The sequence below is a fragment of the Sulfuricurvum sp. genome, assembly GCF_023229695.1.
GTDB lineage: Bacteria > Campylobacterota > Campylobacteria > Campylobacterales > Sulfurimonadaceae > Sulfuricurvum.
Genome location: NZ_JALNYS010000014.1, coordinates 25,354 through 48,477, shown reverse-complemented (window position 1 = coordinate 48,477; position 23,124 = coordinate 25,354). Strand labels below are relative to the sequence as shown.

The window sequence follows — 23,124 nt, the reverse complement described above, 5'->3', positions numbered from 1 at the left end:
TTTTCTCCTCTTCGACGCGTAACTATTTAATGACTGACCTTACGCACCTTGCTTTAGCAAGTGTGTAAAGGGAAGTTTTTCTCCCGCATCCGACAGATGCGGGTAGCTTTAGGGGGGTGCAGGGAACAAATTGTCCCCGCCACTTTACGGGCTTTGCCTGAAAAGTGCGTAACATCAGTTAATGATGGAAATATACCATCCCTTCTCTTTGCTTTTCGAGAGATAAAACGCTATTGTCCTTGTCTCTGGGAAGACTCCGACGCAACTTCGGATTTTACGATCACACGATCGATGACGCCGTTGACGGCACTCAACGCTTTGGGAATGCTCGATGACGTAATTTTAAGCGGCTGATAATTCCGGTTCAGCCGTCTTCCGATCGCATTCATCGACTCAAGCTCGGCATTCACAAGATCGATGCCGTCGTATAAACGTAAAATCAGGTCAAAACGCTCCACCTGCTGACCGAGACGGATAAAATTATACGCTTTCGGGCGTCCTAATTCGGATGAAAATATCCCCAGAATAAGGGCGAAATTATCAATCGCCTCTTCCAGATAGGTAGGGCTGACGGCACGTTCACGCCCCGCCGATATATGATTGTAGATTTTATTCAGTGCGGCGAAACCCCGTTCATCCAGAAGATGGCGGGTCTCTATCGCATTTTCTCTCGCCCAGGTGATAATGGATTCAATACTTCCCCCCTGTTTTCCGTAAACCCCCTGCTTCAAAAAATCACAGGCACTCCGATAATCGATCTCTACCCCTAATTTTGCATACAGCTTGCGTCCGTCATCCACATCCCGATCGATCACATAATCGTAACTCTTCACCAATTCGCGTAAAATCGTCTCCGCACGCTGTACATAGCGCCCGAACCAATAAAGCTGCTGCGCCGTATTGACGGAAATAGCTACACCGTTTGTCATCATAATTCCACCACCCATGTATCTTTAAATCCCCCCCCCTGTGAAGAGTTGACGAGGTAATTGCCTTCTTCCATCGCATAACGGGTCAATCCCCCCATACTGACGCTAATCTCTTCACCGTGTATAACATATGCCCGCAAATCGGCTTTACGCGGTAAAATCTCTCCGTTCATCATGCACGGAAGGTCGTAAAACTCGATCACCTCCTGAGCAATAAAACGGCGGGGATCGGCCAAAATCATCCCGATAATCTCTTCACGCTGTTCCGGGTTCAGACGATTGCCGAACAATACGCCATACCCCCCCGCTTCCGCAACGTCTTTAATGACCAATTTATCGATATTTGCCAGCACATATTCGCGATCTTTTTCGTAATACGGCAGGTACGTCGGTGCATTGCTTAAAATCGGCTCTTCATCCAGATAATACCGGATCATCTGCGGGACGAAATAATAGATCCCTTTATCATCGGCGACACCGTTGCCGATACTGTTCATAATCGCAACATTTCCCGTTCGGTAGGCGCTCGCAAGGTAGGGCACTCCGATAAGGCTTTCGGGATCAAACTCTTTGGGGTCGAGAAAATCGTCGTCAAGACGGCGGTAAATAGCTCCGACGCGAAGCATCTGGCCGTTATAACTGCGTAAAAAGACCTCATTCTCTTCGACAATCAGATCCTCCCCCTCCGCCAGTGTCGCTCCCGTGATTTTCGCCAGATAACTGTGTTCGTAATAGGCCGAATTGTACCGACCCGGAGTCAAAATGACATTCAATCCGCCGGTATTGACGTAATCCATTGCCGCTTTGAGCTGATCGCCGTATTGTTTGATTTTCGAGATTTTCATGGATTCAAAAAACTCGGGGTAGGTATGGCGAAACGCACGTCGAATCGTGAGGGGGTAGCTCACTCCGCTGGGGACACGAAGGTTATCTTCCAGAATAATCCAGTTACCGCTCACCGCATCTTTGACCAAGTCGATTCCGCTGATATGGGTACGGATCTCTTTGGGAGGGACAACCCCCATAAATTCGCCTAAAAACCCTTTGGCCGAATCGACGTATTCACGCGGAACGATCCCCTCTTTTAGAATCTTCTGCTCGGTATAAACATCGTTTAGAAAGGCGTTCAGCGCTTTAACCCGTTGAATGATTCCCGCTTCCAAATGGTCAAACTCCGCTTTCGGGATTATACGGGGAATCATATCAAACGGAAAAGAGCGTTCAATAAAACTGCCATCTTTGAATAGATTGAAATTGACCGCATTTGCCTCTAAAAAATCTTTGAACTCAGAAACCTTTGTCTGATCCACACCTTCAAAAACATCATAAAATTTTTGTAATTCCGGACTTATCGGTTCAATCATAAACACCCCTTGTGAAAAAATAGGACTATCTCAATAATATCCTAAACTAACATCAAGGATTGCTTAAAAAATACTCAAATTTTATTTTTAACTGTTTTTGCTGCTCTGAGTGCCCCAATGTTCCCTTTTAGCAGGGGTCAATTAAATTTTTTCGATTTGACGTCGCTTAGAACGCGATCCGCCATCACAAATACCTCATTCGCGATTGCATCGGTATTGGAAGCGATTTTTGCATTGTTTTGAATCTCCCCTTCAAATTCGCTGATGATGTGATTGATCTGACGGATCCCTCCGGCTTGATGTTCGATCGCATCACCGATATCGTTAATCGACTGCACCAATAATCCAACATTTGCATTGATATCAGAGAGTGATTTTTGGGTCCGTTCCGCCAGTTTTCGCACCTCATCGGCGACAACGGCGAATCCTCTTCCGTGTTCCCCTGCCCGTGCCGCTTCGATAGCCGCATTCAATGCCAACAGATTGGTTTGATCCGCGATGTCGCCGATGACGGTAATAATCATTTTAATGTCTTCGGACTGATGGCTCACCTCCTGCGTACGCTGAAGAACCCCTTCAACGCTTTGGGTCATGTGATCGACCTGCTGGGAGGTTTTTTGGATCCCTTTGGCTTGCTCTTTGGAAGAGCTGGCTAATTCGTCAACGTTTTTCTTAAGGCGCTGTGCACTCTCATCCATTTCGGTCCCGTTGGCCAGATTGGTACGCAGCATCGCCGAAATATCATCGCCGAGCTTATTCACCAGCTGTTCGATTTTTCCGCTGTTGTGGGAAATCCGTTTGGTAAAGTCAAAATCGCCGTACGCTTCAACGACACGGGTAATTTCAACGATATTGGGGCCAACCATCCGGCGCAGATCGCCCAACATGGTATTAAAAACATCCCGCAGTTCTCTCAACTGAGAATTTGCCGGAACCGCCTTGAGATTGCGATCCAGTATCCCTTTCGAAACCTCCGCCACGATACCGACCGCCTCCTGAACCATATGGGCATCCTGACGGATCCCCTCTTCCATCAATTTGACGTTGTTATCCGATGCTATCTGAAGTTCGTTGCTTTTGATAAACTGGTGAGTCGTATTGACGATAATGTACACGAGGCCGATAACCTGTACCGTAAACATGATAATATGGGTCAATAAAATCCAGACATCGCAGCCGCTGGCAAATACAATCACCTCAAAACCAAACATCGACGCATGATTGAGCTGGAGAAAAAAGAAAAGAATATGGTGAAACGCGACCGCCACCGTAGCCGTCAGAACGGGGATGATGTCTTTATAAATCGCCAAAAAAGCGGCCATAAAAAAAAGGGCAAAATGCATCTCGATCATCCCCAGCTGCTGCTGGATCATAATCATCGGAAAAATCGACAGCCCAAGTGCAATGATAATCCGCCCGATCGTCGTCCCTCGAAACGCCATAAAAGCGATCACGATAAGTCCCAGAGCCAATGCGCCGTTAATCATTCCGAACGAGTAGGTGGAGTAGCGAATCGAGGTTACGAACGCAACAGCGAGGAAGGAGACTATTCCGATAATCAGCATAACTTTATCGGCTTTAACAAAATCTTCATGAAGCCGCAATCGGATATCAGGGCTGTGAGAGGTGTCATGGGCCGGAAAAAGGAAATTAAAATTCATTGCAGTGCCTCCATATCTTGTAACATTACTGTGCGATTATACGGTGAAGATGTATAAATGTAAACCAGTTCATAGCCGATATCGGTTTTTTTAGCCAAATACGCATAAGGCATGTGTTCCGCTTTGACGCCGAGATTGGTATAAACGAGGTTCAGAGTTTGGGAAATCGTTTGCAGCTCGCTCTCGCTCGGGGCATAGGATTTAAAATCAGAATCAAAATGTTCCGCCCAGCTCTGCACTGAGGCAGAATCCATCCGGGGGGTCATATTGACAAACCAGAGTGCGGGCAGATGATCTGCGGAGGCGATTTTTCGGAGACGGTAAATTTGGGCCAGATCGCTCAGTGCCGGGGTACAGACCCGGGTACAACCGACGTATCCGAAATAGATCAATACCAGCGGGGCGTGTTCCTCTTTCAAAAATGAAAATTCAAGGGGGATTTTTTTTTCGCTCCGTCCGGCATGGGCCGAATCGCTCAGCGACGGAAAGGCCAGCGCAACGATCAGCCCGAATCCCATAACGATCAAAACAACACCGGAAAGGGTTTTAATCGTTTTCTTCATTAAAAGTGGAATTAACCGTTTTTAAGGGTGCGGAGTGCCGTTTCGACATCATCCTGGCGCATCAGCGACTCACCGACGAGAAACGCGTCCACGCCTGCTTTGTTCAGATCTTCCAGTTGTCCGTGTTCGTAGATACCGCTTTCGGCAACGATAATCTTACCGTTAGGGATCAACGGGATCAATTCATAGCTGAGATTCATATTCATCTCAAACGTTTGCAGATTGCGGTGGTTAATCCCGATGATATCGGCTCCGGCATAAATAGCTTTGGTCAGTTCTACTTTATCGTGGATCTCGACCAGCGCTTCCATCCCCAGATGACGGGTATAGTCGAGAAGCTCTTTGAGCTCATTTTTGGACAATGCCGCCGCGATAAGAAGGACGAAATCGGCTCCGTACACGAGTGCTTCGAGGAGCTGGTATTTGGAGACGATAAAATCCTTGCGCAACAGCGGGATACTCACATAGCGACGTATCTCCGCCAGATAATCGAGATTCCCCTGAAAAAAATGGGGTTCGGTCAGAATCGAAATCGCATTCGCCCCGCCGCGCTCATAGGCTTGAGCAATCGCCAAAGGGTCAAAATCCTCACGGATCACCCCTTTCGACGGGCTCGCTTTTTTCACCTCGGAGATAATGCGGTAGGGCTCATCGGGAGTTGAGGTTAAAAAAGGGCGCACATCACGGGGAGCCCGGGCATTAAACGCTAACGATTTTCCCAGCCAGTCCATACTGAATCTAGCTTCCCTCTCGATTAAATCTTCTTTGGTTTTTTTGATAATATCGTCTAAGATCATTTCTTCTCCTTGGTTTTACACGCTTCAATCGCTTTAAGATGTTCTTTAACATCTTGCTCATTGCTGCCTATCATCGATTCGACCTGTTTCATCAGGCGCAGCGCTTCGGCACACTCGCCTTGTTTGTAATTCCCCCATGCCAGCGAATCGATGTAAAACGGGGAATCGGGCTGTTTGTTGAGGGCACGGCGGACGTACCCCATCCCTTCGGTGACATTGAGATCATGATCGATCATCAAATACCCCAGATAATTGAGGTAGAGGGGATCTTCGACCATAGAGGTCGCTTTTTTGAGACTCTCTACGACCTTGGCTATGACTGCGGCATCGTGCTTGTCTTTTGCCCCTTCGTACATAAATACGGCGCTTTGGGCAAGGTAGAGGGGATTGTTCTGATGAAGATAGAGTTTTTGAGCAAGGGCCGAAGCTTTGTTAAACTCTTTTTCTTTCACATAAAATTCCAATAGCATCGGATCGTTCACCCCCGATTTTTCCAGAATCGCTACAACCTTGGTGTACTTTTGGGTGTGAAGGTACACTCTGACCGCTTCATCCGCAATCTCCGCCTCCTTGGTCAGCTCATACGTTTGGGCATAAATCTCGGCCGCATCGTCTAGCGCGCCGCTGTCGGCATACAGACTCCCCAGCCGTTTCCCGATCAATCCACTGTTCCCGTGTGCGCTGATGTGCTCTTTTAAAAATTGGATCCCCTCTTTTTTCTGATTCATGTGGGCATAATACACCAGAGCTATCCGCTCTGCCGTCCGTTCGTCATACGTCAAATCATACGCCTTTTTAAGCGCCGAAAGGGTCCCCTCGAAATCGCTGATTTTAAGACGTGCTTCGGCATACAGAAGATAATCCGGTGCTTTTTTCGTTTTATTGCTTAATTCCAGCCCTTTTTGGGAAGCTTCCGCAAAACTCCCCTCTTGCAGCAATACAATTATCCCGAAACGCTGAAGCATCTCATCTTCGGGAAGCTCTTTTAAAGACTCCTTCACCCTCTGGGAGAGTAACGGGAGCTCATTCGCCTCTTCCAGCATCCGCAGGGATTGGTACAGATACTCTTTTTTGGACGTTCGCTTGTAGAGCTCGGAAAAATATTCCGATGCATCATGAGGCTTATGACGCATTTGCGCATCGAAAGCATAGAGGATAAACGTATCTTCAAATACCCTCTTGCTTAACATTGGGGTTGCATGCAGTCCACTTACGAGGACCAGTGCCGCCAAAAGTATTTTATTCATGAATTATCCCCGGACACTCAGCTTTGAGCTCATCGATGCGGTGGCGAAAATAGTCCCAAAAAGGGAACGTCCGGCACTGCAACGGTCTTGCTTCGTAAATACTACACCCATTTAGTGAACGATTAAAAAATATACAATCATACGACCCGTTTACCTGGCGTTCTTTAATCGAAAAACGGTAACCCTCTTTGCGAAGATAGGTACGGCGAAACTCCCCCTCCTCCATCTCCAGCAGCTTTGCGATAGTCTCGATTTCGGTCACAGAGACAAAAATATTGCCGCTCTCCCCCGTACAGCAATTCCCCCCGCATTTGGCGCAGGCGGAGGGGTCAAATGCGTAGCTGAATCCTTCTCGTGTCATATACTCGGACATTTGATACTGTGTACCTTTGCTTTATCGTAAATCGCCTGCACCGCAGGGGTATAACTCTCCTCCGAAAATGTGATCAACGGAGGGAGAACATTCAGCATTGCTTTGCTGTTTTTTTTCAGATGGAGCATCACCAATGTGCTGGGACGATCCTCTTTCGAATGGACGAATTGTACATCAACGACTCTTAATCCTGTACGTTCACACGCACCGCACAACAGTACAAATTGACGCGCATCGTAACAGATCGCCGCTTCGCCGTTGGATTTGAGAAGTTTGGAGATTTTAGTGATAAACGGCTCAATCGGCAAATGGACGTTGTAGCGTGCCTGATGGAGGATAGGATTAAGAGAGCGCGACACATTTTCATGGTAAAACGGAGGATTCGATACGATCCAGTCATAACTCCCATGATTTCCGAGTTCCAAAAAATCCCCCTCATGGAGCGTATAGCCGATACGGTTGATCGCCGCATTTCGACGGGCAAACTCCATATACAAAGGCTGTTTTTCAACGGACTCCAAGGTGATCTCCGGAAAATCCCGCCCTACCAGCAATCCCACGATTCCACTCCCCGCACCGACATCGAGTACCTTCCCACGCGGGGCAAAACGGGAAATGAATCCGTACAGCAATATCGAATCACTGTTGTAACAATAGCCGCCATCGGGCTGATAAAGGAGCATATTTAGATACCTTTTTGTGTAATGTGTAAATTTTGCTGTTTTTCGACATATTTTGAAGATATACCGAAATTTTTCACTTTTATCGGTATATTTTTCCCGTTCACCCTGAGCCTGTCGAAGGGTTCGCACTGATCGAGTTCTTGAGGATCCTGGTGGTTTCTATCTCTTTTTGAACGGGTAGAGTTTTAAGTGTGAATGGGGTCATTTTATTTTCCACTAACTTATCCATTACTATCTTCCAAATGCTTTAATTTCGCATATTCTATGGCTTGATGCAATTTATTTTGAAGTACCTCTTTTGGTGGCAAAACCGTCAAATATTCAGCTACATGAATACCGCTTTTTTCCACTTCCAGAAGTTCTATCTGTTCATCTTTTTTACCCGTACAGAGGATAATCCCTATCGGGCTTTGTTCATCGTCTTGCTTTTCATATTTATCAAGCCATCTTAGATAAAGTTCCATTTGTCCTTTATACTCGGGTTTAAATTCCCCGATTTTCAAATCTATTGCTATGAGTTTTTTGAGTTTTCTATTGTAAAAAAGGAGATCAATATAATAATCATCTCCATCCAACTGGATTCTTTTTTGTCGTGCTATAAACGAAAATCCATTTCCAAGTTCTAGTAAAAATTCTTCCAGTTGTCGTAAAATAGCATCTTCGAGATCTTTTTCTAAAAATCTATCTTTCAAATCTAAAAAATCGAGCAAATAAGGATCTTTAAGAACTAAACTATCTTTTATTGTCCCTTTTTGCAGCTCTTCTAATTCGTATTTGATCAACTCATCCGGTTTTTTTGATAGGGCCGTTCGCTCATAAAGCATCGAATTCACTCTATCTCGAAACGTTCTTACGCTCCATTTTTCATTTTTACATATTTGAAGATAAAAATCTCTTTGAGTTTCATCTTTGATAGGCAGAACAACTAAAAAATGACTCCAAGATAATTCTCGCATCAGCGATACGACTTTCTCTTTTTCAAAAAATGTCGCGAATTGCATCATTCTTCTCAAATTTTTCTCTTCAAATCCATTACCAAACTCTTGTTTTAATTGTCGTGACAGTGTTACGACAATTGACTTTCCATATTCAGCACGACTGTTTTTTAAAGTTTCTTGATTGATTTTATGACCGATTTCCCAATACATCGTCGTTAAAATACTATTTGCGCTTTGTATAACTCGATTCTTCGATTCTAAAATAATCGTTTTTAAATCATCTAACAATTGTGTTTCATTGATCATTGGTTTCATTAAATATATTTCCTATCAAAGTTGATGAGAATCGCACTTATCGATTTTTTGAGGATTTTAGTGGTTTCTATCTCTTTTGGGGGGGGTAGAGTTTTGAGAGCACTTGAGGTCATTCTATTTCCAAAACTAACTGATTTAAAAAATTGAGTACATTTTTATTGCCGAAATTTTCTTTTCTTGATGCATTAATTGCTTCTAAAATATCTATATTTTGCAGTTTGGAGAGTTCTAAAAGATCGTCATAATAGAGGGGTAGTTTATTTTTTATTACATCGAAAACGATATTTTCATCTATACCGAAATACCCATGGATAATTTGATTTCTAAAATCGACGATTCGTCTGTAGGTCGGATCAATCAGATTGGCTTTTAGGAGATAATTTGTCGCTTCACCGATTATCTCCAACTCTCGGATAGCACCGTCCCATTCCAATTCGCTATCGAGAAAATCTTGCGCATTTTCAAACTTATGGGTATATCTCTCTATTTTATTCATAGCGATAAAAATATCGACAACATAGAACGAATGATCTCTATCGGACATATTCCACCTCACTAAAAATCTTCTCTTTCAAATGTTCTCGTACCGTCCCGATCAATCCTAAATCTACTTTTTTTTGTAAATTTGCCTCTAAAAACTCTTTGAGATCATAATAGTTATCAAAACTTGAGGGCATATCGACCAAAATATCAATATCGCTCTCATCGGTTTCCAACCCTTTGACATAACTGCCAAAAAGCCCGATTTGCTTGACCTGATATTTGGTTTCTATCATCTCTTTATTTTGTTTCAAAAAATTGAGTATCAAACTTTTATTCATAAATATCTTTGCCTAAATTTTACGGGTTTTTTAATTAGCTATTTCCTTCAGTAGTATAACTAATCGATGTATCGTTGTAGAGGGATTGTCATTTTCTGGATTATGATTTTCACCATAACTATTTAGTAATCTATTAGCGTTATTTATTGCTGTAAATTGGCTATTCTGAAGAGTTTCAAATATCAATTTTGCATAATTTGCTTGCTTAATATTATCTTTATTTAAATTAGAAAATTTATGGGGCTCAACCTCTTTGAGTTTTTTTACAACTTGCTGCACTATTTTATCTCTAATTATAGCTGTCGTTCTATATTCAAAATGCAAAAGATACCAAAGTTCAAAGGCATCATTGGCATAAGCCACATCAACATTTAAATCTTTTCTTCTATTTTTTGCATTTTCAATAGCATTATTGAAATCTTGTGCTGTATGTCCTCCAGCATTAACTTTTTCAACATCCCTATCAATCACTATCCATTTATGATCAAATTCTTTGTAAGTTTTCCCATATTGATTTTTGTAACTTTTGAGATTTTCCAAAACTCCTGTTGGATGTGTTGCACCATCGTGCGGCACGATAACGATAGAGTCTTGTGTGATTTTTTTCGCTTTAATAAGTTCTTCTATTATCATCATAAAGTAAGCAGGAGAAGAGACACTATCTTCACACGCAATAATTACATCATTAACTGTGTGTCTATCATTAGTAGCTCTTTTGAAGTCTACTTTGGCTTTTTCTTTATTTTTTTGAAAAAGTTTATCCCCACCACTTCTCCGTGCCATGATGCTTCCTAAAACTCAAATTTACCAAGATAAGGGATGGCTCCATACTTACCTTGAATATACTGTTTTTCAAAATCTTCTTGTTTTCTCACATTTTTAAATTGTGCCAACGAATAGATATTTGTTGCGCCATATTGATCTTTTTCTGTAAGCCAAATTTGATCTCTTCTAAAAAGTTCAGGCTTTAAAAGGTTAGTATCATGCGTCGCAAAAATGAGTTGCGCTTTTTCTTTATTAATCTTCTCATCATGAAAAAGTTTAATAAGATGCTGAGTCAAGATAGGATGCAAACTTGCATCTAACTCATCAATAATTAAAATTTTTCCATGCTGCAATGTATCCAAAATTGGTGCCGACATTGCAAAAAACTTTTTTGTACCTTTTGATTCATCTTCATTTAGCTCAAAAACAACATTGCCAACTACTTCACCATCTTGATCAAATTTTTGATGGATTGTATTAAGTGAAATAGATTTCATAGCTCCTTTATTAAAAAGTTCCGTTTTAAACGCATCCGTAAATGGAAGCCCATTAATAACATCTACCGACATTTCTTCTTCATCAATTTGAATATCATCAATGCCAATGTCAGCTGTTTTAACAAGATCAATTATCTTTTTTCTAAATACTTCATCTTCCATTTTTTTCATTGTAAAATTGATATATCCATTGTGATCCATCCCATCAATCATATTAAATTGATTGAACCATCCGAGAATCGCCTTAGAAATTTCTCCATCTGATTGGTCACATTTCCAGATGAAAAGCTGATTTTTTGCAATTTTTATTTTTTCATCTTTTTTATTGAAAAAGTCATACCCCTCTTTAAACTTATTAGGATTGACATAACTTGACTCTTCTGAGTCTCTGAAAAAGAGTTTTGCTTCTTTACCTTTTTCATCAGCAAAAAGCCATTCACTGTAAACAACTTCACTGTCTGTTTCAAATCCATATCTATATTTGATTTCATCGATAAAAAAAACAATTTCAAATGTACTTGACTCATTTTCTGTCTCTATAGACAATCGATAAGGATCATGTGGTAATAGATCGGTAGATTGCATAATCTTATAGCGATTTAATACTAATCTTCCCATAAAAGCCATTGCTCTAAGTAGATTACTCTTTCCACTTGCATTTGCACCGTACACGATCGAACTTCTTAACAAGTTATAATCTCTAACTGGAAAATAATTTTCCTCATCTTTCGAGGAAGTAAGCATACTAAATGTTGCAGTATCTTTGATAGAACGAAAATTATTAACTTTAAATTCTACTAACATATCTCCCACCTCCGTATATTGTCAGAAATAATATCATAATAAATTACATTTTTGCATAAATTTTACAAAAATAAGATTTATTATTTACAATTCCGCTAAAATATGCTATACTTATGCTAATGTTACAGCATAACTAAGTAACAGAGGAATTATTGCGATTATGATTTGTGATTGCAGTAAATGAGATTGAGTAACTCTACGCCAATAGAGATACTCTTGTATTGAGCAATTAACGCGCTAGTTAATGTGATAATGACTATAGCAGATAAGCACTAAATTTTTTATGATTCAGTAGACTCCTGTTTTCACCTGTCACATTGATGTTACTAAATTGCTCATTTTATTCAACTAAAAAGGAAGTAAAAATGAGTTTAATCTCAAAAAGCGATTTAATCTATAAAGATTACAGTTGGACTGCTGTATCTGGGGATAACCCAAAAGTGACAGGTGAGCCGGATAGTACATTATTCAATAGACATGAAGGCTATGAAGTTTTATACTTAATCAATAAATTAGCAAAAATGTGGGATTGGAAACAAAAATCCTCTGCTGAAAAAATGGAAAAAATGATTCGAAATCATTTGCCATCTGATATGAGAAGCCAAATCAATGTGAAACAATGGATTCAAAATAATTGGAAAAATTATTAACCTAATTTTCTGCCGCTTCAATTCAATTCTCTCTACAATGTGGAGAGAATTATAACCCTACGAAGCAATCAGCGAGCTCATCACACAGTGTGTGACCATTTGGAAAAGCCTGATAAAACTGTCTCTATAACTCCAGACCACCCAATCTCTCACCCTTTGGGATATAATTCAACAATTATATCACTTCATATCAGGTTTAACTATGATTATCATCCCTGCCCGTCTCGCCTCCACCCGCTTTCCTGAAAAAGTGCTCGCCGATATCGGCGGTTTGCCGATGGTGATCCGTACTGCCAAACGGGTCGCCTCCATCGACCGTGTCGTCGTCGCGTGTGACGATGAAAAAATCCTCGACATCTGCGCCGCTCACGGTGTCGAAGCGCGTCTCACCTCTACTACCCACAAAAGCGGAACCGACCGGATCAACGAATGCGCCCAAATCCTCGACATCCCCGATGATGAGCTGATCATCAACGTCCAAGCCGATGAGCCGTTTATCGAAACGGAAGTACTCGAACTCCTGATCGAACGTCTCAACGCCCTCAAAGCACAAAATGCTCCGTTCATCATGGGAAGCTGTTACAACGCAATCAATACCGAATCGGCGCAAGATCCGAACCTCGTCAAGGTCATCACCGATGCAGATCACAACGCGATCTATTTCTCCCGCTCTCCTATCCCGTTCAACCGCAGCGGAGAGGCGAACTATTTCGGCCATATCGGGATTTATGGCTTTACCAAAAAATCGCTCCACGATTTCTGCGCCCTCGGCGAAGCACCGCTGGAAGACATCGAAAAACTCGAACAGCTCCGCGCCCTCTATCACGGCAAAAAAATCTCGATGGTCAAAGTAGCGAGTAGCGGGTTTGGGATCGATACGGTGGAAGATTTAGAGCGGGCGAAGAAGATTTTCGGGGTATAAGTTTATTTCCCCACACACGCAAACTGCCTAAGGAATTGACGATGAATATTATACGCCTCTCAAAACAAAAAATTTTTAACCAAAAAAACGAAGTTTTTGCCTATGAGCTCCTATTTAAGGACGGTTATGACAAAGAGACCGGGCTGATTGACAGTGTCAAAGGGACATCGCAGCTGATCATGAGTTCCATCACCAGTCCGGAGCTTGACAGGCTGCTGGGGAGAAACAGTCTCGGTTTTGTAAACATCGATGAATCGACCATCACCAAAGGGATTCTCGATGTCCTTGACAAGGATCGGTTTGTCCTCAATATCCACGAGAACATCAAACTCGATGACAACATCATCAATAAAATCATCCAGTATAAAAAAAGGGGGTTCATGCTCTCACTGGAGCGTTTTGATTCCAGTGCTCAGATGCTCCATAAATTCAGACGGCTGTTTAATTTTATCGACATTATCAAGATGGATATTGCCCTCTCCCTCCCTGAGAATCTCGAAAAAGTGGTGAAAAAATTCAAAGGGACCCGTATCCGGCTCTTAGCCCAGAATATCGAAACGAATGAAGATTATAAGCGGTGTCAGGAACTCGGGTTTCACTGGTTTCAGGGATACTATCTCGACCGGCCTGAAGTGATCGAGATCGTCGGGCCGAAAGAGGCCGCTCAGTTTGTCATTCTTCAACTCATCAAGATTATCAAAGAGGACAATACTGCCAATGAACAGCTTGAACTCTTTTTAAAAAAACAGGCCGATCTCTCGTTCAAACTCATCCAGTTTTTCAATAACTCCGAAAAGCTCAATATCAAAGTCGAATCGCTGACCCAAGTGATCAACCTGATGGGGAGACAAAAACTTCTCCGTTGGCTTTTGGTTTATCTGTACTCGGAACTTTCACGAAATCCGGCGTCGAAAACCCTGCTTGAACTTGCGATTAAAAGGGCCGAAAGGATGGAAGCCGAAGCATCCCCTAGAAATAAGGAAAAAGCCTATTTGGCCGGAATGTTTTCCCTCCTGGGGTCCATTTTTGAAACCAATATCAAAGAGCTAATGCATCACATCCACATGGACAGCGACATCACTTCGCTGGTTCTGGAGAAAAAAGGGATCTTTGCGGGGAGCTTGATGCGGGCGGAACAGGCGGAAAAAGAGTACCTCAGAAAAATCATGCTCGCCAATTTTGACAAACTCTACACTTCCGATCTGGTCAATACCCTTGAATGCGGCGGAATAGAGATCGATAAAAACAAAATATGATTACCGTGCTAGAAACAAGAAAAAAGTTTCGATGATACGCTTGCTACACTATTGCTACGGTTGAAGAGTAGAATGGTTTCAATGGACACATAAGGAGAAACCATGTTACTCATAGAAATCTTTACCGACTATATCCTGAATCGAAAAAGTCTAAAAGATTACGTAGAGGTACGTAAAACGATCAAAACACGCGGAGAGTTCAACGACGCTTCGCTCATCCAAGCCGAAGAGAACCTTCAACGTCTCAAACACGAAGATCCGGAAGTCTACGAGGGGATGTACGAAACCTTGGATGCGGTATACAAACGCAATGCAGGTCTGTCGATTGAGTATCCGCTCGATTTTACCCGCCAAATCCTCAAAATGTATACAGGTTCACTGACACCGCGACAGGTGTATGAAGAGTACAAACGGGTATTGGAACATTATCATCACGATGCGTGAGCGATTATTATAATGAAGTTTTGAAACATTTGTCGAAGATTCAAGAAGTGACTGTATGAGAAAATTTGCCTCGAAAGAGGCAAGATGCAGTGCCGTAGCGGCTAGCGAAGCCAAAGGGATGAATTCCTTTGGCGCTCTGAATAGAGTAATACTTAGATATTGTCGCGGATACCGAGATCAGCAACCAATTTGTTGTAGCTTTCGCGGTTAGTACGTTTCAAATAACGCATCAAACGACGACGCTGACCAACCAATTTCAAAAGACCGAGACGTGAAGAGTGGTCTTTTTTGAATGTTTTCAAGTGCTCTGTAAGACCGGCGATGCGGGTAGAGAGAAGTGCGATTTGTACTTCGCTTGAACCGGTATCACCGGAAGTTCTTTGGTATTGTTCAATAATCTGTGCTTTTTTAGCCGTATCTAAAGCCATGGTAGCCTCCTGATGGGTATGATATTTACTCGATAAAGACAATTCTTCATAAAGCAGGGTCGGAATTATAGCGAATAAATTTCCCGTTTGCGGTAAAAAATTCCGAAAGTAACCTCTTATTTTTTTTAGCTATAATTGCCCTAAATAAAGAAAGAAAATACGATAACGCTATTTTCTGCCTCTTGCCGAGGCAAACTTCCGATGCCGCACGGGCGGCACATCAAAAAAAATAATTATCAAGGATGCCGATGCTAATGACCAAAGCGAGCGAGTACGCATTATTATCGCTGATCGTCTTGGCAAAAGCGGATCGTGCAATGGATGCCGATACCCTCTCCCGCGAACTCGATATCTCAAAAAGTTTTTTGGCCAAAATTCTTCAGTCGCTTGCCCGAAAAGGGATTTTAAACTCCTACAAAGGGGTGAACGGCGGATTTGAACTGGCGCGCAAAAGCAGTGAGATCACCGTACTCGAAGTGATGGAAGCGGCGGAGGGGAAAAGCCCGGCGGTTTTTAACTGCTCCCCCTCCCAAGAAGATTGCCCCTCTAACAAAGCACCTACCTGCGGTTTATGGCCGTTTCTCAACCGCCTTCAGGGAAAAGTGGATGCTTTTTTAGGAATTTTAACCCTTGAAGCCATTTTAGAAGAGTAACCGTTGGCAAAAGCAAAAGACAAAACCCCGGGCGTAAAGAATCTTTTAGGCATTATATTTGCCTCTCGTGATTTAAGCGTCGTCTTTTTTGTTATGGCCATTTTGGCGATCATCATCGTCCCCCTGCCGAGTGCGATGCTCGACCTGCTCCTTGCCGTCGTTATCGCCATTTCGGTCTTGATTTTATTGATCTCCCTTTATATTCCCAAACCGACCGATCTGACCACCTTTCCGACATTGCTGCTGATTATTACCCTCTTTCGTCTCTCCTTGAATATTGCCACGACACGGATGATTCTCAGTCACGGGCATGAGGGGCCCGAAGCGGTCAGTGACATCATTACGAGTTTCGGAAACTTCGTCGTCGGGGGAAATTACGTTATCGGTGTGATTGTCTTTGTCATCTTAGTATTGATCAACTTTATGGTTATTACCAAAGGATCCGGAAGGGTCGCAGAGGTAGCGGCCCGCTTCACCCTCGATGCGATGCCCGGAAAACAGATGGCAATCGATGCCGATCTCAACAGCGGTCTCATCGATGAAAAAGAGGCAAAAATACGGCGTGCCGAAATCTTGCAGGATGCCAGTTTTTACGGGGCGATGGACGGATCGAGTAAATTTATCAAAGGGGATGCGATTGCCGGGATCATCATTACGATGATCAATATTATCGGCGGATTTTTGATCGGGGTTTTCCAGTTTGATCTCGACGTCTCTACGAGTGCTCAAACGTTTACCATTCTGACCATCGGGGACGGTCTGGTCTCCCAGATCCCCGCTCTGATTATCTCGACCGCTACCGGTATCATGATCACCCGCGGTTCGAATGATTCGGGCAATTTTGCCGAGGGAAGTATCAACCAGCTGATGGGAAATGCGAAAGTGATGATGATCGTCGGTTTTATCATGATCCTTTTCGCTGCCGTTCCGGGTCTTCCGACCCTCTCCATGGGATTTGTGGGGCTGATTTTTGCCGGCTTGGGCTACGCCCTCTACAAATACGAAAAAGGGGATCTTCTCCTCTCCACCGCACCCAAAAAAGGGGCTACACCGGCAGCTGCCGGAGCAGCCGGTGCAGGGGCCGAGGGGAGCGTTCCTGCCGCGCCTCGTAAAAAAAGCAACGAAGAGATCGCCAAAGAGGAGGAAGCCGCCCTCGAAGACATCCTCAAAATCGAGATGCTCGAACTCACTCTGGGCTATCAGCTCATCCGTCTCGCCGATACGAATCAGGGGGGGGACCTGCTGGAGCGTATCCGCTCAATGCGGCGTAAAATCGCTTCCGATTTCGGGTTTCTGATGCCGCAGGTACGTATCCGCGACAATCTCCACCTCAAACCGAATCAGTACGAAATCCTCCTCAAAGGGGTCAATATCGGAGACGGCATCATCCAGCCGGACCGATTTCTCGCTATGGACAGCGGTATGGCGATGGCGGAGATCGAGGGGGAAGCGACCAAAGAACCGGCCTTCGGACTGGATGCCTACTGGATTGACCCCAGTATCAAAGAAGACGCGATTATGAACGGCTATACCGTCGTTGACCCGGCTACCGTTATCTCGACGCACATGAGCGAACTGGTGAAAAAATATGCCGAAGAGCTTCTTACCCGTCAAGAGACCCAATCACTGATCGAGAAAATCAAAAACGACTACCCCGTCGTGGTGGACGATCTTCTTCGAATGGCCAATATCGGCCTTATCCAGCGGGTTCTTAAAGCACTGTTGCATGAGCGTGTCCCGCTGAAAGATATGATTACGATTCTAGAGACGATCGCCGACGTCGCTGAATACACCAAAAGCGTCGACACCATCACCGAACACGTCCGTGCCAAACTCTCCCGCATTATTACACAGGCCTATACCAGTCCTGACGGGGTGATCAAACTGCTGACGTTTGATGCGATGAGTGAACAAAAACTGCTGGAAAAATCAAGCGAACGGGATGGAACCCGGCAGCTCATGCTTAATGTCGGAGAGATCAACAGTCTGATCCAGGCAACCAGTCAAAAAGCAAGCGAACTCCTCCAGAAAGGGATATCTCCGATCGTCGTTATTGTTGACCCAAAACTCCGCCGCCCGTTGGCTGAAATCTATGAACGGTTCAGTCTTGATATCGCCACCCTCTCTCACGCCGAAATTGATTCCGGAGCAAAATTTGAAGTGCTCGGGTCTATTAGTTTGGGATAACGCCAGAGGAATAAAATCCCGCTGGCTACGCTTGCCGCTATGGCACTGAAGCTTGCCCCTGAGGGGGCAGAAATTTTGAATCTTGTTATCTAAAAAGGAACATCATTAAATGACAAAAACCATCTACCACCTCTCCCATATCGATCTTGACGGCTACAGCTGCCAGCTTGTCATGGCCCAGACTCCCCACACGATGATCAGCTTCAACGCCAACTACGGTGCCGAAGTGATGGACCGCCTCGAACAAATTATCGAGACAATCAAAAAAACAAAACAGACGGCTACGATCCTCATCAGTGACCTCAATCTCTATCCCGAAGAGGCCAAATGGCTCAATAACGAAGTCAACCGCCTCAACGAAAACGGATGGAGCCTCACCATCACCCTCCTCGACCACCACGGCAGCGGAAAAGATACCGCAGCCCAATATCCGTGGTATTTTCTCGATACCCAGCGATGCGCAACGAAAATCGTCTACGAGTACGCACTCGAACACTACGGCCTTCAGGCGGGAGGATGGCTGGAGCCGTTTGTCAAAGTGGTCAATGCCGTCGATCTGTGGCATCAGGACGAAGAAGAGGATTTCGAATACGGCAAAGTGTGTATGCGTCTCATCAGTGATGCCAAAGAGCTCAGCCGTGTCATGTTCGGCGATGAAGACCGCACCTACAAGCTCGCCATGCTCGAACAAGCGGCACAGATGCGCGATCTCCCCAACGCCAATATCCTCCTTGACGAGGCCCTTCATACAATGAAAAAAGATTTTTTCAAAGACGATGCCGACAATACCCTCGATAATCTCTCGACCAAATACATCGTCGCATTGCTGGGGACCAAACGTAGCGAGATGACGATCTATTACAAAGGATGGCGCGGCTTTTTGAGCTACGGATTGGGAAATACCTCGATTATCGGAAACGGTTTTGTCACCGCATTCCCCGATTTCGATTTTATCATTGATGTCGGCACCCGAGGGACGTTGAGCATACGCGGACACAATCAGGTCGATGTGGCTCTCATGGCAGGCGAATGGGTCGGAGGGGGCGGTCATCCCAACGCCGCCGGCGGACGGATCAACGGGTTCAAAGAGCAATTCCGCTACGATAAGGTGAAACGTCAAATCGAAGATCTCCTCGCCAACAAAGAGGCGATGCCGGGAAAACTTTCTCATAAAATAGAGGAATAATCTATCGTCATCCTCGGGCTTGACCCGTGGATCCATCCCCAAGCGAAAGCTGGATTCACCCTAAAGGGCACTTCGCCCGCCTTCGCGGGAATAACAAAGAAAATAAATAAAAGAACCAAAATGATTCAGATCAACAACCTCACCAAAAGCTACGGAACGCGCGTCTTGTTCGACAACCTCTCGCTAAAACTGAACGCGGGGAACAAAGTGGGCTTCGTCGGGCGCAACGGCACGGGGAAATCGACCCTCTTTAAAATCATCCTCGGCGAAGAGCCTTATGAGGGCGGCGAAGTGATCCTCCCCAAAAACTACCGGATCGGCACCCTCCGACAACACCTCCATTTTACCCATAAAACCGTCCGGGAAGAGTGTGCATCGGTTCTAGAGGGCGATATGGAGCACGAAGTCTACCGCGTCGAAAAAATCCTTTTCGGCCTCGGATTTACCCAGGAGGATCTGGACCGTGACCCGCTGAGCTTTTCGGGGGGGTACCAGATCCGTCTCAACCTCGTCAAACTCCTTGTCACCGAACCCAACCTCCTGCTGCTCGATGAGCCGACCAACTACCTCGACATCGTCTCGCTCCGGTGGCTTGCAAGCTTTATCCGCAGTTTCGAGGGGGAAGTGATCCTCATCACCCACGACCGCGATTTTATGGATTCGGTCACGACCCACACGATGGGACTTCGCCGCCGCTGTGTCAGTATCATCAAAGGGAACAGCCATAAATATTACGAGATGATGGCGGGCGAAGATGAGCTGTATGAGAAAACCAAAATCAACCACGATAAAAAGCGTGCCGAGTTAGAGGATTTTGTCGCCCGCAACAAAGCCCGCGCTTCCACCGCGACACTCGCCCAATCCAAACAAAAAGAGCTGGACAAGATGGGGGTCATGGAGTCACTGGAGGGTGAAAAAGATCTCTCGTTTTCGTTCTCCTATAAGCCTATCCCCGCAAAAGTGATCATGCAGGTCAAAGATCTCTCCTTCGGATACACCCCGGATGAGCTATTATTTAAAAACCTCTCCTTTGCACTGGAGGCGAAAAAGTGCCTCGCCATCATCGGTAAAAACGGCAAAGGGAAATCGACATTGCTCAACACCCTCGCCGGAGTTTTGACACCCAATGGAGAGATCACCGCTCACCCCTCCACCGCCATCGCCCATTTCGGCCAGACCAACATCGACCGCCTCGACAAAAACCGCACGATCACCGACGAAATCCAAAGCGCCGACAACACCCTCCCCAACGTCCGCATTCGCGGTATCTGCGGAACGATGATGTTCAGCGGCGACGATGCCGACAAAAAGATCTCCATCCTCTCAGGGGGAGAACGCAGCCGCGTTATGCTGGGGAAAATCATCGCCACCCCCGCCAACCTCCTCTTCCTCGATGAGCCGACCAACCACCTCGATATGCAGTCGATCGATTCGCTCTGCGACGCGCTAAAGCGGTTTGAGGGCTCCGTCGTCCTCGTCACCCACTCCGAAATGCTGCTCCGCGAACTCGCCGACCAGCTCATCATCTTTCGCGAAGGTAATGCGGAATTTTTCGACGGCAACTACGACGAATTCTTGGATAAAATCGGATGGGATGAAGAGATCACCGACGCCCCCAAACCTGCCAAAGTGACCCAAAACGTCAATAAAAAAGAGAACAAACAACAACGTGCCGCATTGATTCAGGAGCGTTCCAAACTCCTCAGCCCGCTGAAAAAAGAGGCGGATTATTGCGAGAGTACGATCATGAAGCTCGAAGAGAAACTCAAAACCTCCCATGAACTCCTAACGACCTATTCGAATCAGGGGGAGACCTCCAAGCTCCTCGAACTCTCCAAGCAGGTCGGCGAGGATGAGAAAATGATTGAAGAGCTGTTCGAGAGGCTCGAAATCGCGAGTGACGAGATCACGCGGATCGAAGCCGAATACGAGGAAAAACTTGAAGAGTTGTCATGACTATTACATTTTTTTAGATGATGCACTGTAGAATAAGTACATTTTTTTAATACACAATCAAAGGATTAATATGGAAGAACATTTTTTAAAATGGATTAACATTGTTGATTTTAAATGCTTCCATGAATTTGAAGTAAATAATTTGCGACGCGTTAATCTTATCGGTGGCAAAAACAATATAGGTAAAACTGCTTTTTTAGAAGCATGCTACATTCATGCGTTTACAAAAAATGTTGCATCATTCGCGGCCTCTCTTGCACATATTAAAGTTGCACGAGAAAATATTAATATCCTTAATGAGGTTATCTCAACAAACAAAAAATTTAATCCAAAAGAATATTTAGAATCAACAAAATATTATTCGACAACTTCAAACAATCAAAAAATCAAATTTCAATTTTCAAATAAAGATGGTATTAAAGAATATCTATTCATGATTAATGAAAATGAAAAAATCATCAATGCAAATGATTTTTCAATAGAGTATGTAGGTTCAAATGTTGACTATATTGATAACTTTGGATTTTCTGACCAAGAATTAATTGCCAATTATATTGCTATTCAAGAACAAGACAAAGAAAATGAACTTAATAATTTAATTAATAATTTTGATCCAAAGATTGAATTTTTCAAAGTAATAGGCGATAAGCCAAAATGTAAAATAAATGACGAATACATTGATCTTACAGAATTTGGGGATGGTTTAAAACATTTTATCTCAATAATTTGTGCTCTTTATGGATCTAAAAATGGCCAGCTTTTTATTGATGAAATAGACAATGGTATTCACTATGCCCAAATTAAAAATATTTGGAAACTGATTTTTCAAATTTCAAAAGATGTAAATTGCCAAGTATTTGCTACCACCCATTCAAAAGAATGCATTGAAGCATTTAATGAAGTAAATTGTGAAGATGCTGGTGTATATCTTGAATTTTATCAAAGTAAAAAAACCAACCAAATTAATGTGAAACAACGAAACAAAGAGCAATTAGAATATTCACTATCTCATAACGGAGAATTTAGAGGTGAGTAATCTTTTGATTGTAGAGAGTCATAACGACAAATACTTTATTGAGGCATTAAGTGAATCTTTGACTATTGACATAAAAGTTAATCAGCCAATATGCCAGATAGATGATTATGAATGCTTAAACGGTCTTTCAGAAGCAAAACTTTTACAATGTCTCGAAGAGATTAAATTTGATGACTACACTAAAATCGGCATTGTTATCGATGCTGATAAAGAAGGTATCGAAAATCGGTTAGCACAGATCGACTCTGTTGTTAAAAAGTTTGATGATACTATTGAAATCAAAAATATTAATACACCCATAAGAAGTGATAAACTTGATCTTGAATTTATCTGCTATATCACCAATGTAGATGGACACGGCGAACTCGAAACACTCCTTAAAACTGTAAAATTAGAAGACTCAACTTATGCAGATTGTTTAGATGCTTGGAGAGAATGTCTTGATAAAAATGGCAAAAAAATCAGTGATAAAGAATTTAACAAATTTTGGGTCAATAACTATCTAAGATACGATACATGCACAAAAAGAGAACAAACACAAGCTGATAGAAAATGTAAAAATGAGATTGCCATCAAAAAACCTATTTGGAATTTTGAGCATGAAGCCCTTACTGATTTCAAAGCATTTCTCAAACTTTTTTCTTAAAAA

At 43.6% G+C, this 23,124-nt stretch carries 24 protein-coding genes; 10 read left to right on the top strand and 14 right to left on the bottom strand.

Annotation, left to right across the window (positions count from 1 at the left end; translation table 11 throughout):
* Positions 1 to 230: 230 nt before the first annotated feature.
* The 13 genes from M0P91_RS10865 to M0P91_RS10805 form a co-directional block, all read right to left on the bottom strand.
* Positions 231 to 929, bottom strand: coding sequence for an alpha-E domain-containing protein (locus M0P91_RS10865; protein WP_295067117.1), 699 nt, complete (start codon positions 927 to 929; stop codon positions 231 to 233).
* Entirely contained in the window at positions 929 to 2,293 is a 1,365-nt protein-coding gene (locus tag M0P91_RS10860) for a circularly permuted type 2 ATP-grasp protein (RefSeq protein ID WP_295067115.1), read from the bottom strand. The genes M0P91_RS10865 and M0P91_RS10860 overlap by 1 nt, the downstream gene beginning before the upstream one ends.
* 137 nt (positions 2,294 to 2,430) lie before the next feature.
* A complete protein-coding gene (locus M0P91_RS10855) occupies positions 2,431 to 3,954 on the bottom strand; it encodes a methyl-accepting chemotaxis protein (protein WP_295067112.1) in 1,524 nt (507 codons plus the stop codon).
* Positions 3,951 to 4,517 carry an SCO family protein gene (locus M0P91_RS10850; RefSeq protein WP_295067109.1) on the bottom strand — a complete coding sequence of 189 codons (567 nt, stop codon included), beginning with the start codon at positions 4,515 to 4,517 and terminating at the stop codon, positions 3,951 to 3,953. Before M0P91_RS10850 ends, M0P91_RS10855 begins: the two co-directional genes overlap by 4 nt.
* Positions 4,518 to 4,528: 11 nt before the next feature.
* Positions 4,529 to 5,314: an indole-3-glycerol phosphate synthase TrpC gene (gene trpC, locus M0P91_RS10845; RefSeq protein ID WP_295067106.1), complete on the bottom strand. Its 786-nt coding sequence runs from the start codon at positions 5,312 to 5,314 to the stop codon at positions 4,529 to 4,531.
* Complete coding sequence (locus tag M0P91_RS10840; RefSeq protein ID WP_295067103.1) at positions 5,311 to 6,561, bottom strand: hypothetical protein; 1,251 nt, start codon at positions 6,559 to 6,561, stop codon at positions 5,311 to 5,313. The genes trpC and M0P91_RS10840 overlap by 4 nt, the downstream gene beginning before the upstream one ends.
* Complete coding sequence (locus tag M0P91_RS10835; RefSeq protein ID WP_295067100.1) at positions 6,554 to 6,934, bottom strand: YkgJ family cysteine cluster protein; 381 nt, start codon at positions 6,932 to 6,934, stop codon at positions 6,554 to 6,556. The genes M0P91_RS10840 and M0P91_RS10835 overlap by 8 nt, the downstream gene beginning before the upstream one ends.
* Positions 6,919 to 7,617: a methyltransferase gene (locus M0P91_RS10830; protein WP_295067097.1), complete on the bottom strand. Its 699-nt coding sequence runs from the start codon at positions 7,615 to 7,617 to the stop codon at positions 6,919 to 6,921. Before M0P91_RS10830 ends, M0P91_RS10835 begins: the two co-directional genes overlap by 16 nt.
* 221 nt (positions 7,618 to 7,838) lie before the next feature.
* Positions 7,839 to 8,870, bottom strand: coding sequence for a PDDEXK nuclease domain-containing protein (locus tag M0P91_RS10825; protein WP_295067095.1), 1,032 nt, complete (start codon positions 8,868 to 8,870; stop codon positions 7,839 to 7,841).
* A 109-nt stretch (positions 8,871 to 8,979) separates the two neighbouring features.
* Positions 8,980 to 9,414 (bottom strand): HepT-like ribonuclease domain-containing protein, encoded by a 435-nt coding sequence (locus M0P91_RS10820; protein ID WP_295067093.1) that lies wholly within the window; start codon positions 9,412 to 9,414, stop codon positions 8,980 to 8,982.
* The gene (locus tag M0P91_RS10815) at positions 9,404 to 9,646 is read right to left on the bottom strand and encodes a nucleotidyltransferase domain-containing protein (protein ID WP_295067091.1); all 243 of its coding nucleotides are present in this window, start codon (positions 9,644 to 9,646) and stop codon (positions 9,404 to 9,406) included. Before M0P91_RS10815 ends, M0P91_RS10820 begins: the two co-directional genes overlap by 11 nt.
* A 75-nt stretch (positions 9,647 to 9,721) precedes the next feature.
* On the bottom strand, positions 9,722 to 10,474 hold the full coding sequence (locus M0P91_RS10810) for an RloB family protein (protein WP_295067089.1): 753 nt from the start codon (positions 10,472 to 10,474) through the stop codon (positions 9,722 to 9,724).
* 8 nt (positions 10,475 to 10,482) lie between these two features.
* The gene (locus M0P91_RS10805; RefSeq protein WP_295067086.1) at positions 10,483 to 11,757 is read right to left on the bottom strand and encodes an ATP/GTP-binding protein; all 1,275 of its coding nucleotides are present in this window, start codon (positions 11,755 to 11,757) and stop codon (positions 10,483 to 10,485) included.
* 365 nt (positions 11,758 to 12,122) lie between these two features.
* On the opposite strand from M0P91_RS10805, the gene M0P91_RS10800 reads away from it, so the two are divergent.
* The 4 genes from M0P91_RS10800 (at position 12,123) to M0P91_RS10785 (ending at position 15,029) form a co-directional block, all read left to right on the top strand.
* Positions 12,123 to 12,407 (top strand): hypothetical protein, encoded by a 285-nt coding sequence (locus M0P91_RS10800; protein WP_295067083.1) that lies wholly within the window; start codon positions 12,123 to 12,125, stop codon positions 12,405 to 12,407.
* Positions 12,408 to 12,609: 202 nt separating this feature from the next.
* Positions 12,610 to 13,329 (top strand): 3-deoxy-manno-octulosonate cytidylyltransferase, encoded by a 720-nt coding sequence (kdsB, locus tag M0P91_RS10795; protein ID WP_295067080.1) that lies wholly within the window; start codon positions 12,610 to 12,612, stop codon positions 13,327 to 13,329.
* A gap of 41 nt (positions 13,330 to 13,370) precedes the next feature.
* Entirely contained in the window at positions 13,371 to 14,585 is a 1,215-nt protein-coding gene (locus M0P91_RS10790; protein ID WP_295067078.1) for an EAL domain-containing protein, read from the top strand.
* A 102-nt stretch (positions 14,586 to 14,687) separates the two neighbouring features.
* Positions 14,688 to 15,029 carry a hypothetical protein gene (locus M0P91_RS10785; protein WP_295067075.1) on the top strand — a complete coding sequence of 114 codons (342 nt, stop codon included), beginning with the start codon at positions 14,688 to 14,690 and terminating at the stop codon, positions 15,027 to 15,029.
* Between the two features lie 152 nt (positions 15,030 to 15,181).
* On the opposite strand, the gene rpsO is transcribed toward M0P91_RS10785, so the two are convergent.
* Complete coding sequence (gene rpsO / locus M0P91_RS10780; protein ID WP_295067072.1) at positions 15,182 to 15,457, bottom strand: 30S ribosomal protein S15; 276 nt, start codon at positions 15,455 to 15,457, stop codon at positions 15,182 to 15,184.
* Between the two features lie 248 nt (positions 15,458 to 15,705).
* Between rpsO and M0P91_RS10775 the strand changes: the two genes are divergently transcribed.
* The 6 genes from M0P91_RS10775 to M0P91_RS10750 all read left to right on the top strand — a co-directional run bounded on the left by M0P91_RS10775 (position 15,706) and on the right by M0P91_RS10750 (position 23,121).
* Positions 15,706 to 16,110, top strand: coding sequence for an Rrf2 family transcriptional regulator (locus M0P91_RS10775; protein WP_295067069.1), 405 nt, complete (start codon positions 15,706 to 15,708; stop codon positions 16,108 to 16,110).
* Positions 16,111 to 16,161: 51 nt separating this feature from the next.
* Positions 16,162 to 18,297 carry a flagellar biosynthesis protein FlhA gene (flhA, locus tag M0P91_RS10770; RefSeq protein ID WP_295067227.1) on the top strand — a complete coding sequence of 712 codons (2,136 nt, stop codon included), beginning with the start codon at positions 16,162 to 16,164 and terminating at the stop codon, positions 18,295 to 18,297.
* A gap of 109 nt (positions 18,298 to 18,406) precedes the next feature.
* Complete coding sequence (locus tag M0P91_RS10765; RefSeq protein WP_295067066.1) at positions 18,407 to 19,483, top strand: phosphoesterase; 1,077 nt, start codon at positions 18,407 to 18,409, stop codon at positions 19,481 to 19,483.
* 120 nt (positions 19,484 to 19,603) lie between these two features.
* Positions 19,604 to 21,439: an ABC-F family ATP-binding cassette domain-containing protein gene (locus M0P91_RS10760; protein ID WP_295067063.1), complete on the top strand. Its 1,836-nt coding sequence runs from the start codon at positions 19,604 to 19,606 to the stop codon at positions 21,437 to 21,439.
* A 70-nt stretch (positions 21,440 to 21,509) separates the two neighbouring features.
* Positions 21,510 to 22,475, top strand: a complete 966-nt coding sequence (locus M0P91_RS10755) for an AAA family ATPase (RefSeq protein ID WP_295067060.1) — start codon at positions 21,510 to 21,512, stop codon at positions 22,473 to 22,475.
* A complete protein-coding gene (locus M0P91_RS10750; protein WP_295067058.1) occupies positions 22,468 to 23,121 on the top strand; it encodes a DUF3226 domain-containing protein in 654 nt (217 codons plus the stop codon). The genes M0P91_RS10755 and M0P91_RS10750 overlap by 8 nt, the downstream gene beginning before the upstream one ends.
* Positions 23,122 to 23,124: the final 3 nt, after the last annotated feature.

What these genes read in the sequence shown, in the direction of transcription:
- M0P91_RS10865 (WP_295067117.1), bottom strand. Translation starts at nt 929, where the DNA reads ATGACAAACGGTGTAGCTATTTCCGTCAATACGGCGCAGCAGCTTTAT.
- M0P91_RS10860 (WP_295067115.1), bottom strand. Translation starts at nt 2,293, where the DNA reads ATGATTGAACCGATAAGTCCGGAATTACAAAAATTTTATGATGTTTTT.
- M0P91_RS10855 (WP_295067112.1), bottom strand. Translation starts at nt 3,954, where the DNA reads ATGAATTTTAATTTCCTTTTTCCGGCCCATGACACCTCTCACAGCCCT.
- M0P91_RS10850 (WP_295067109.1), bottom strand. Translation starts at nt 4,517, where the DNA reads ATGAAGAAAACGATTAAAACCCTTTCCGGTGTTGTTTTGATCGTTATG.
- trpC (WP_295067106.1), bottom strand. Translation starts at nt 5,314, where the DNA reads ATGATCTTAGACGATATTATCAAAAAAACCAAAGAAGATTTAATCGAG.
- M0P91_RS10840 (WP_295067103.1), bottom strand. Translation starts at nt 6,561, where the DNA reads ATGAATAAAATACTTTTGGCGGCACTGGTCCTCGTAAGTGGACTGCAT.
- M0P91_RS10835 (WP_295067100.1), bottom strand. Translation starts at nt 6,934, where the DNA reads ATGTCCGAGTATATGACACGAGAAGGATTCAGCTACGCATTTGACCCC.
- M0P91_RS10830 (WP_295067097.1), bottom strand. Translation starts at nt 7,617, where the DNA reads ATGCTCCTTTATCAGCCCGATGGCGGCTATTGTTACAACAGTGATTCG.
- M0P91_RS10825 (WP_295067095.1), bottom strand. Translation starts at nt 8,870, where the DNA reads ATGAAACCAATGATCAATGAAACACAATTGTTAGATGATTTAAAAACG.
- M0P91_RS10820 (WP_295067093.1), bottom strand. Translation starts at nt 9,414, where the DNA reads ATGTCCGATAGAGATCATTCGTTCTATGTTGTCGATATTTTTATCGCT.
- M0P91_RS10815 (WP_295067091.1), bottom strand. Translation starts at nt 9,646, where the DNA reads ATGATAGAAACCAAATATCAGGTCAAGCAAATCGGGCTTTTTGGCAGT.
- M0P91_RS10810 (WP_295067089.1), bottom strand. Translation starts at nt 10,474, where the DNA reads ATGGCACGGAGAAGTGGTGGGGATAAACTTTTTCAAAAAAATAAAGAA.
- M0P91_RS10805 (WP_295067086.1), bottom strand. Translation starts at nt 11,757, where the DNA reads ATGTTAGTAGAATTTAAAGTTAATAATTTTCGTTCTATCAAAGATACT.
- M0P91_RS10800 (WP_295067083.1), top strand. Translation starts at nt 12,123, where the DNA reads ATGAGTTTAATCTCAAAAAGCGATTTAATCTATAAAGATTACAGTTGG.
- kdsB (WP_295067080.1), top strand. Translation starts at nt 12,610, where the DNA reads ATGATTATCATCCCTGCCCGTCTCGCCTCCACCCGCTTTCCTGAAAAA.
- M0P91_RS10790 (WP_295067078.1), top strand. Translation starts at nt 13,371, where the DNA reads ATGAATATTATACGCCTCTCAAAACAAAAAATTTTTAACCAAAAAAAC.
- M0P91_RS10785 (WP_295067075.1), top strand. Translation starts at nt 14,688, where the DNA reads ATGTTACTCATAGAAATCTTTACCGACTATATCCTGAATCGAAAAAGT.
- rpsO (WP_295067072.1), bottom strand. Translation starts at nt 15,457, where the DNA reads ATGGCTTTAGATACGGCTAAAAAAGCACAGATTATTGAACAATACCAA.
- M0P91_RS10775 (WP_295067069.1), top strand. Translation starts at nt 15,706, where the DNA reads ATGCTAATGACCAAAGCGAGCGAGTACGCATTATTATCGCTGATCGTC.
- M0P91_RS10765 (WP_295067066.1), top strand. Translation starts at nt 18,407, where the DNA reads ATGACAAAAACCATCTACCACCTCTCCCATATCGATCTTGACGGCTAC.
- M0P91_RS10760 (WP_295067063.1), top strand. Translation starts at nt 19,604, where the DNA reads ATGATTCAGATCAACAACCTCACCAAAAGCTACGGAACGCGCGTCTTG.
- M0P91_RS10755 (WP_295067060.1), top strand. Translation starts at nt 21,510, where the DNA reads ATGGAAGAACATTTTTTAAAATGGATTAACATTGTTGATTTTAAATGC.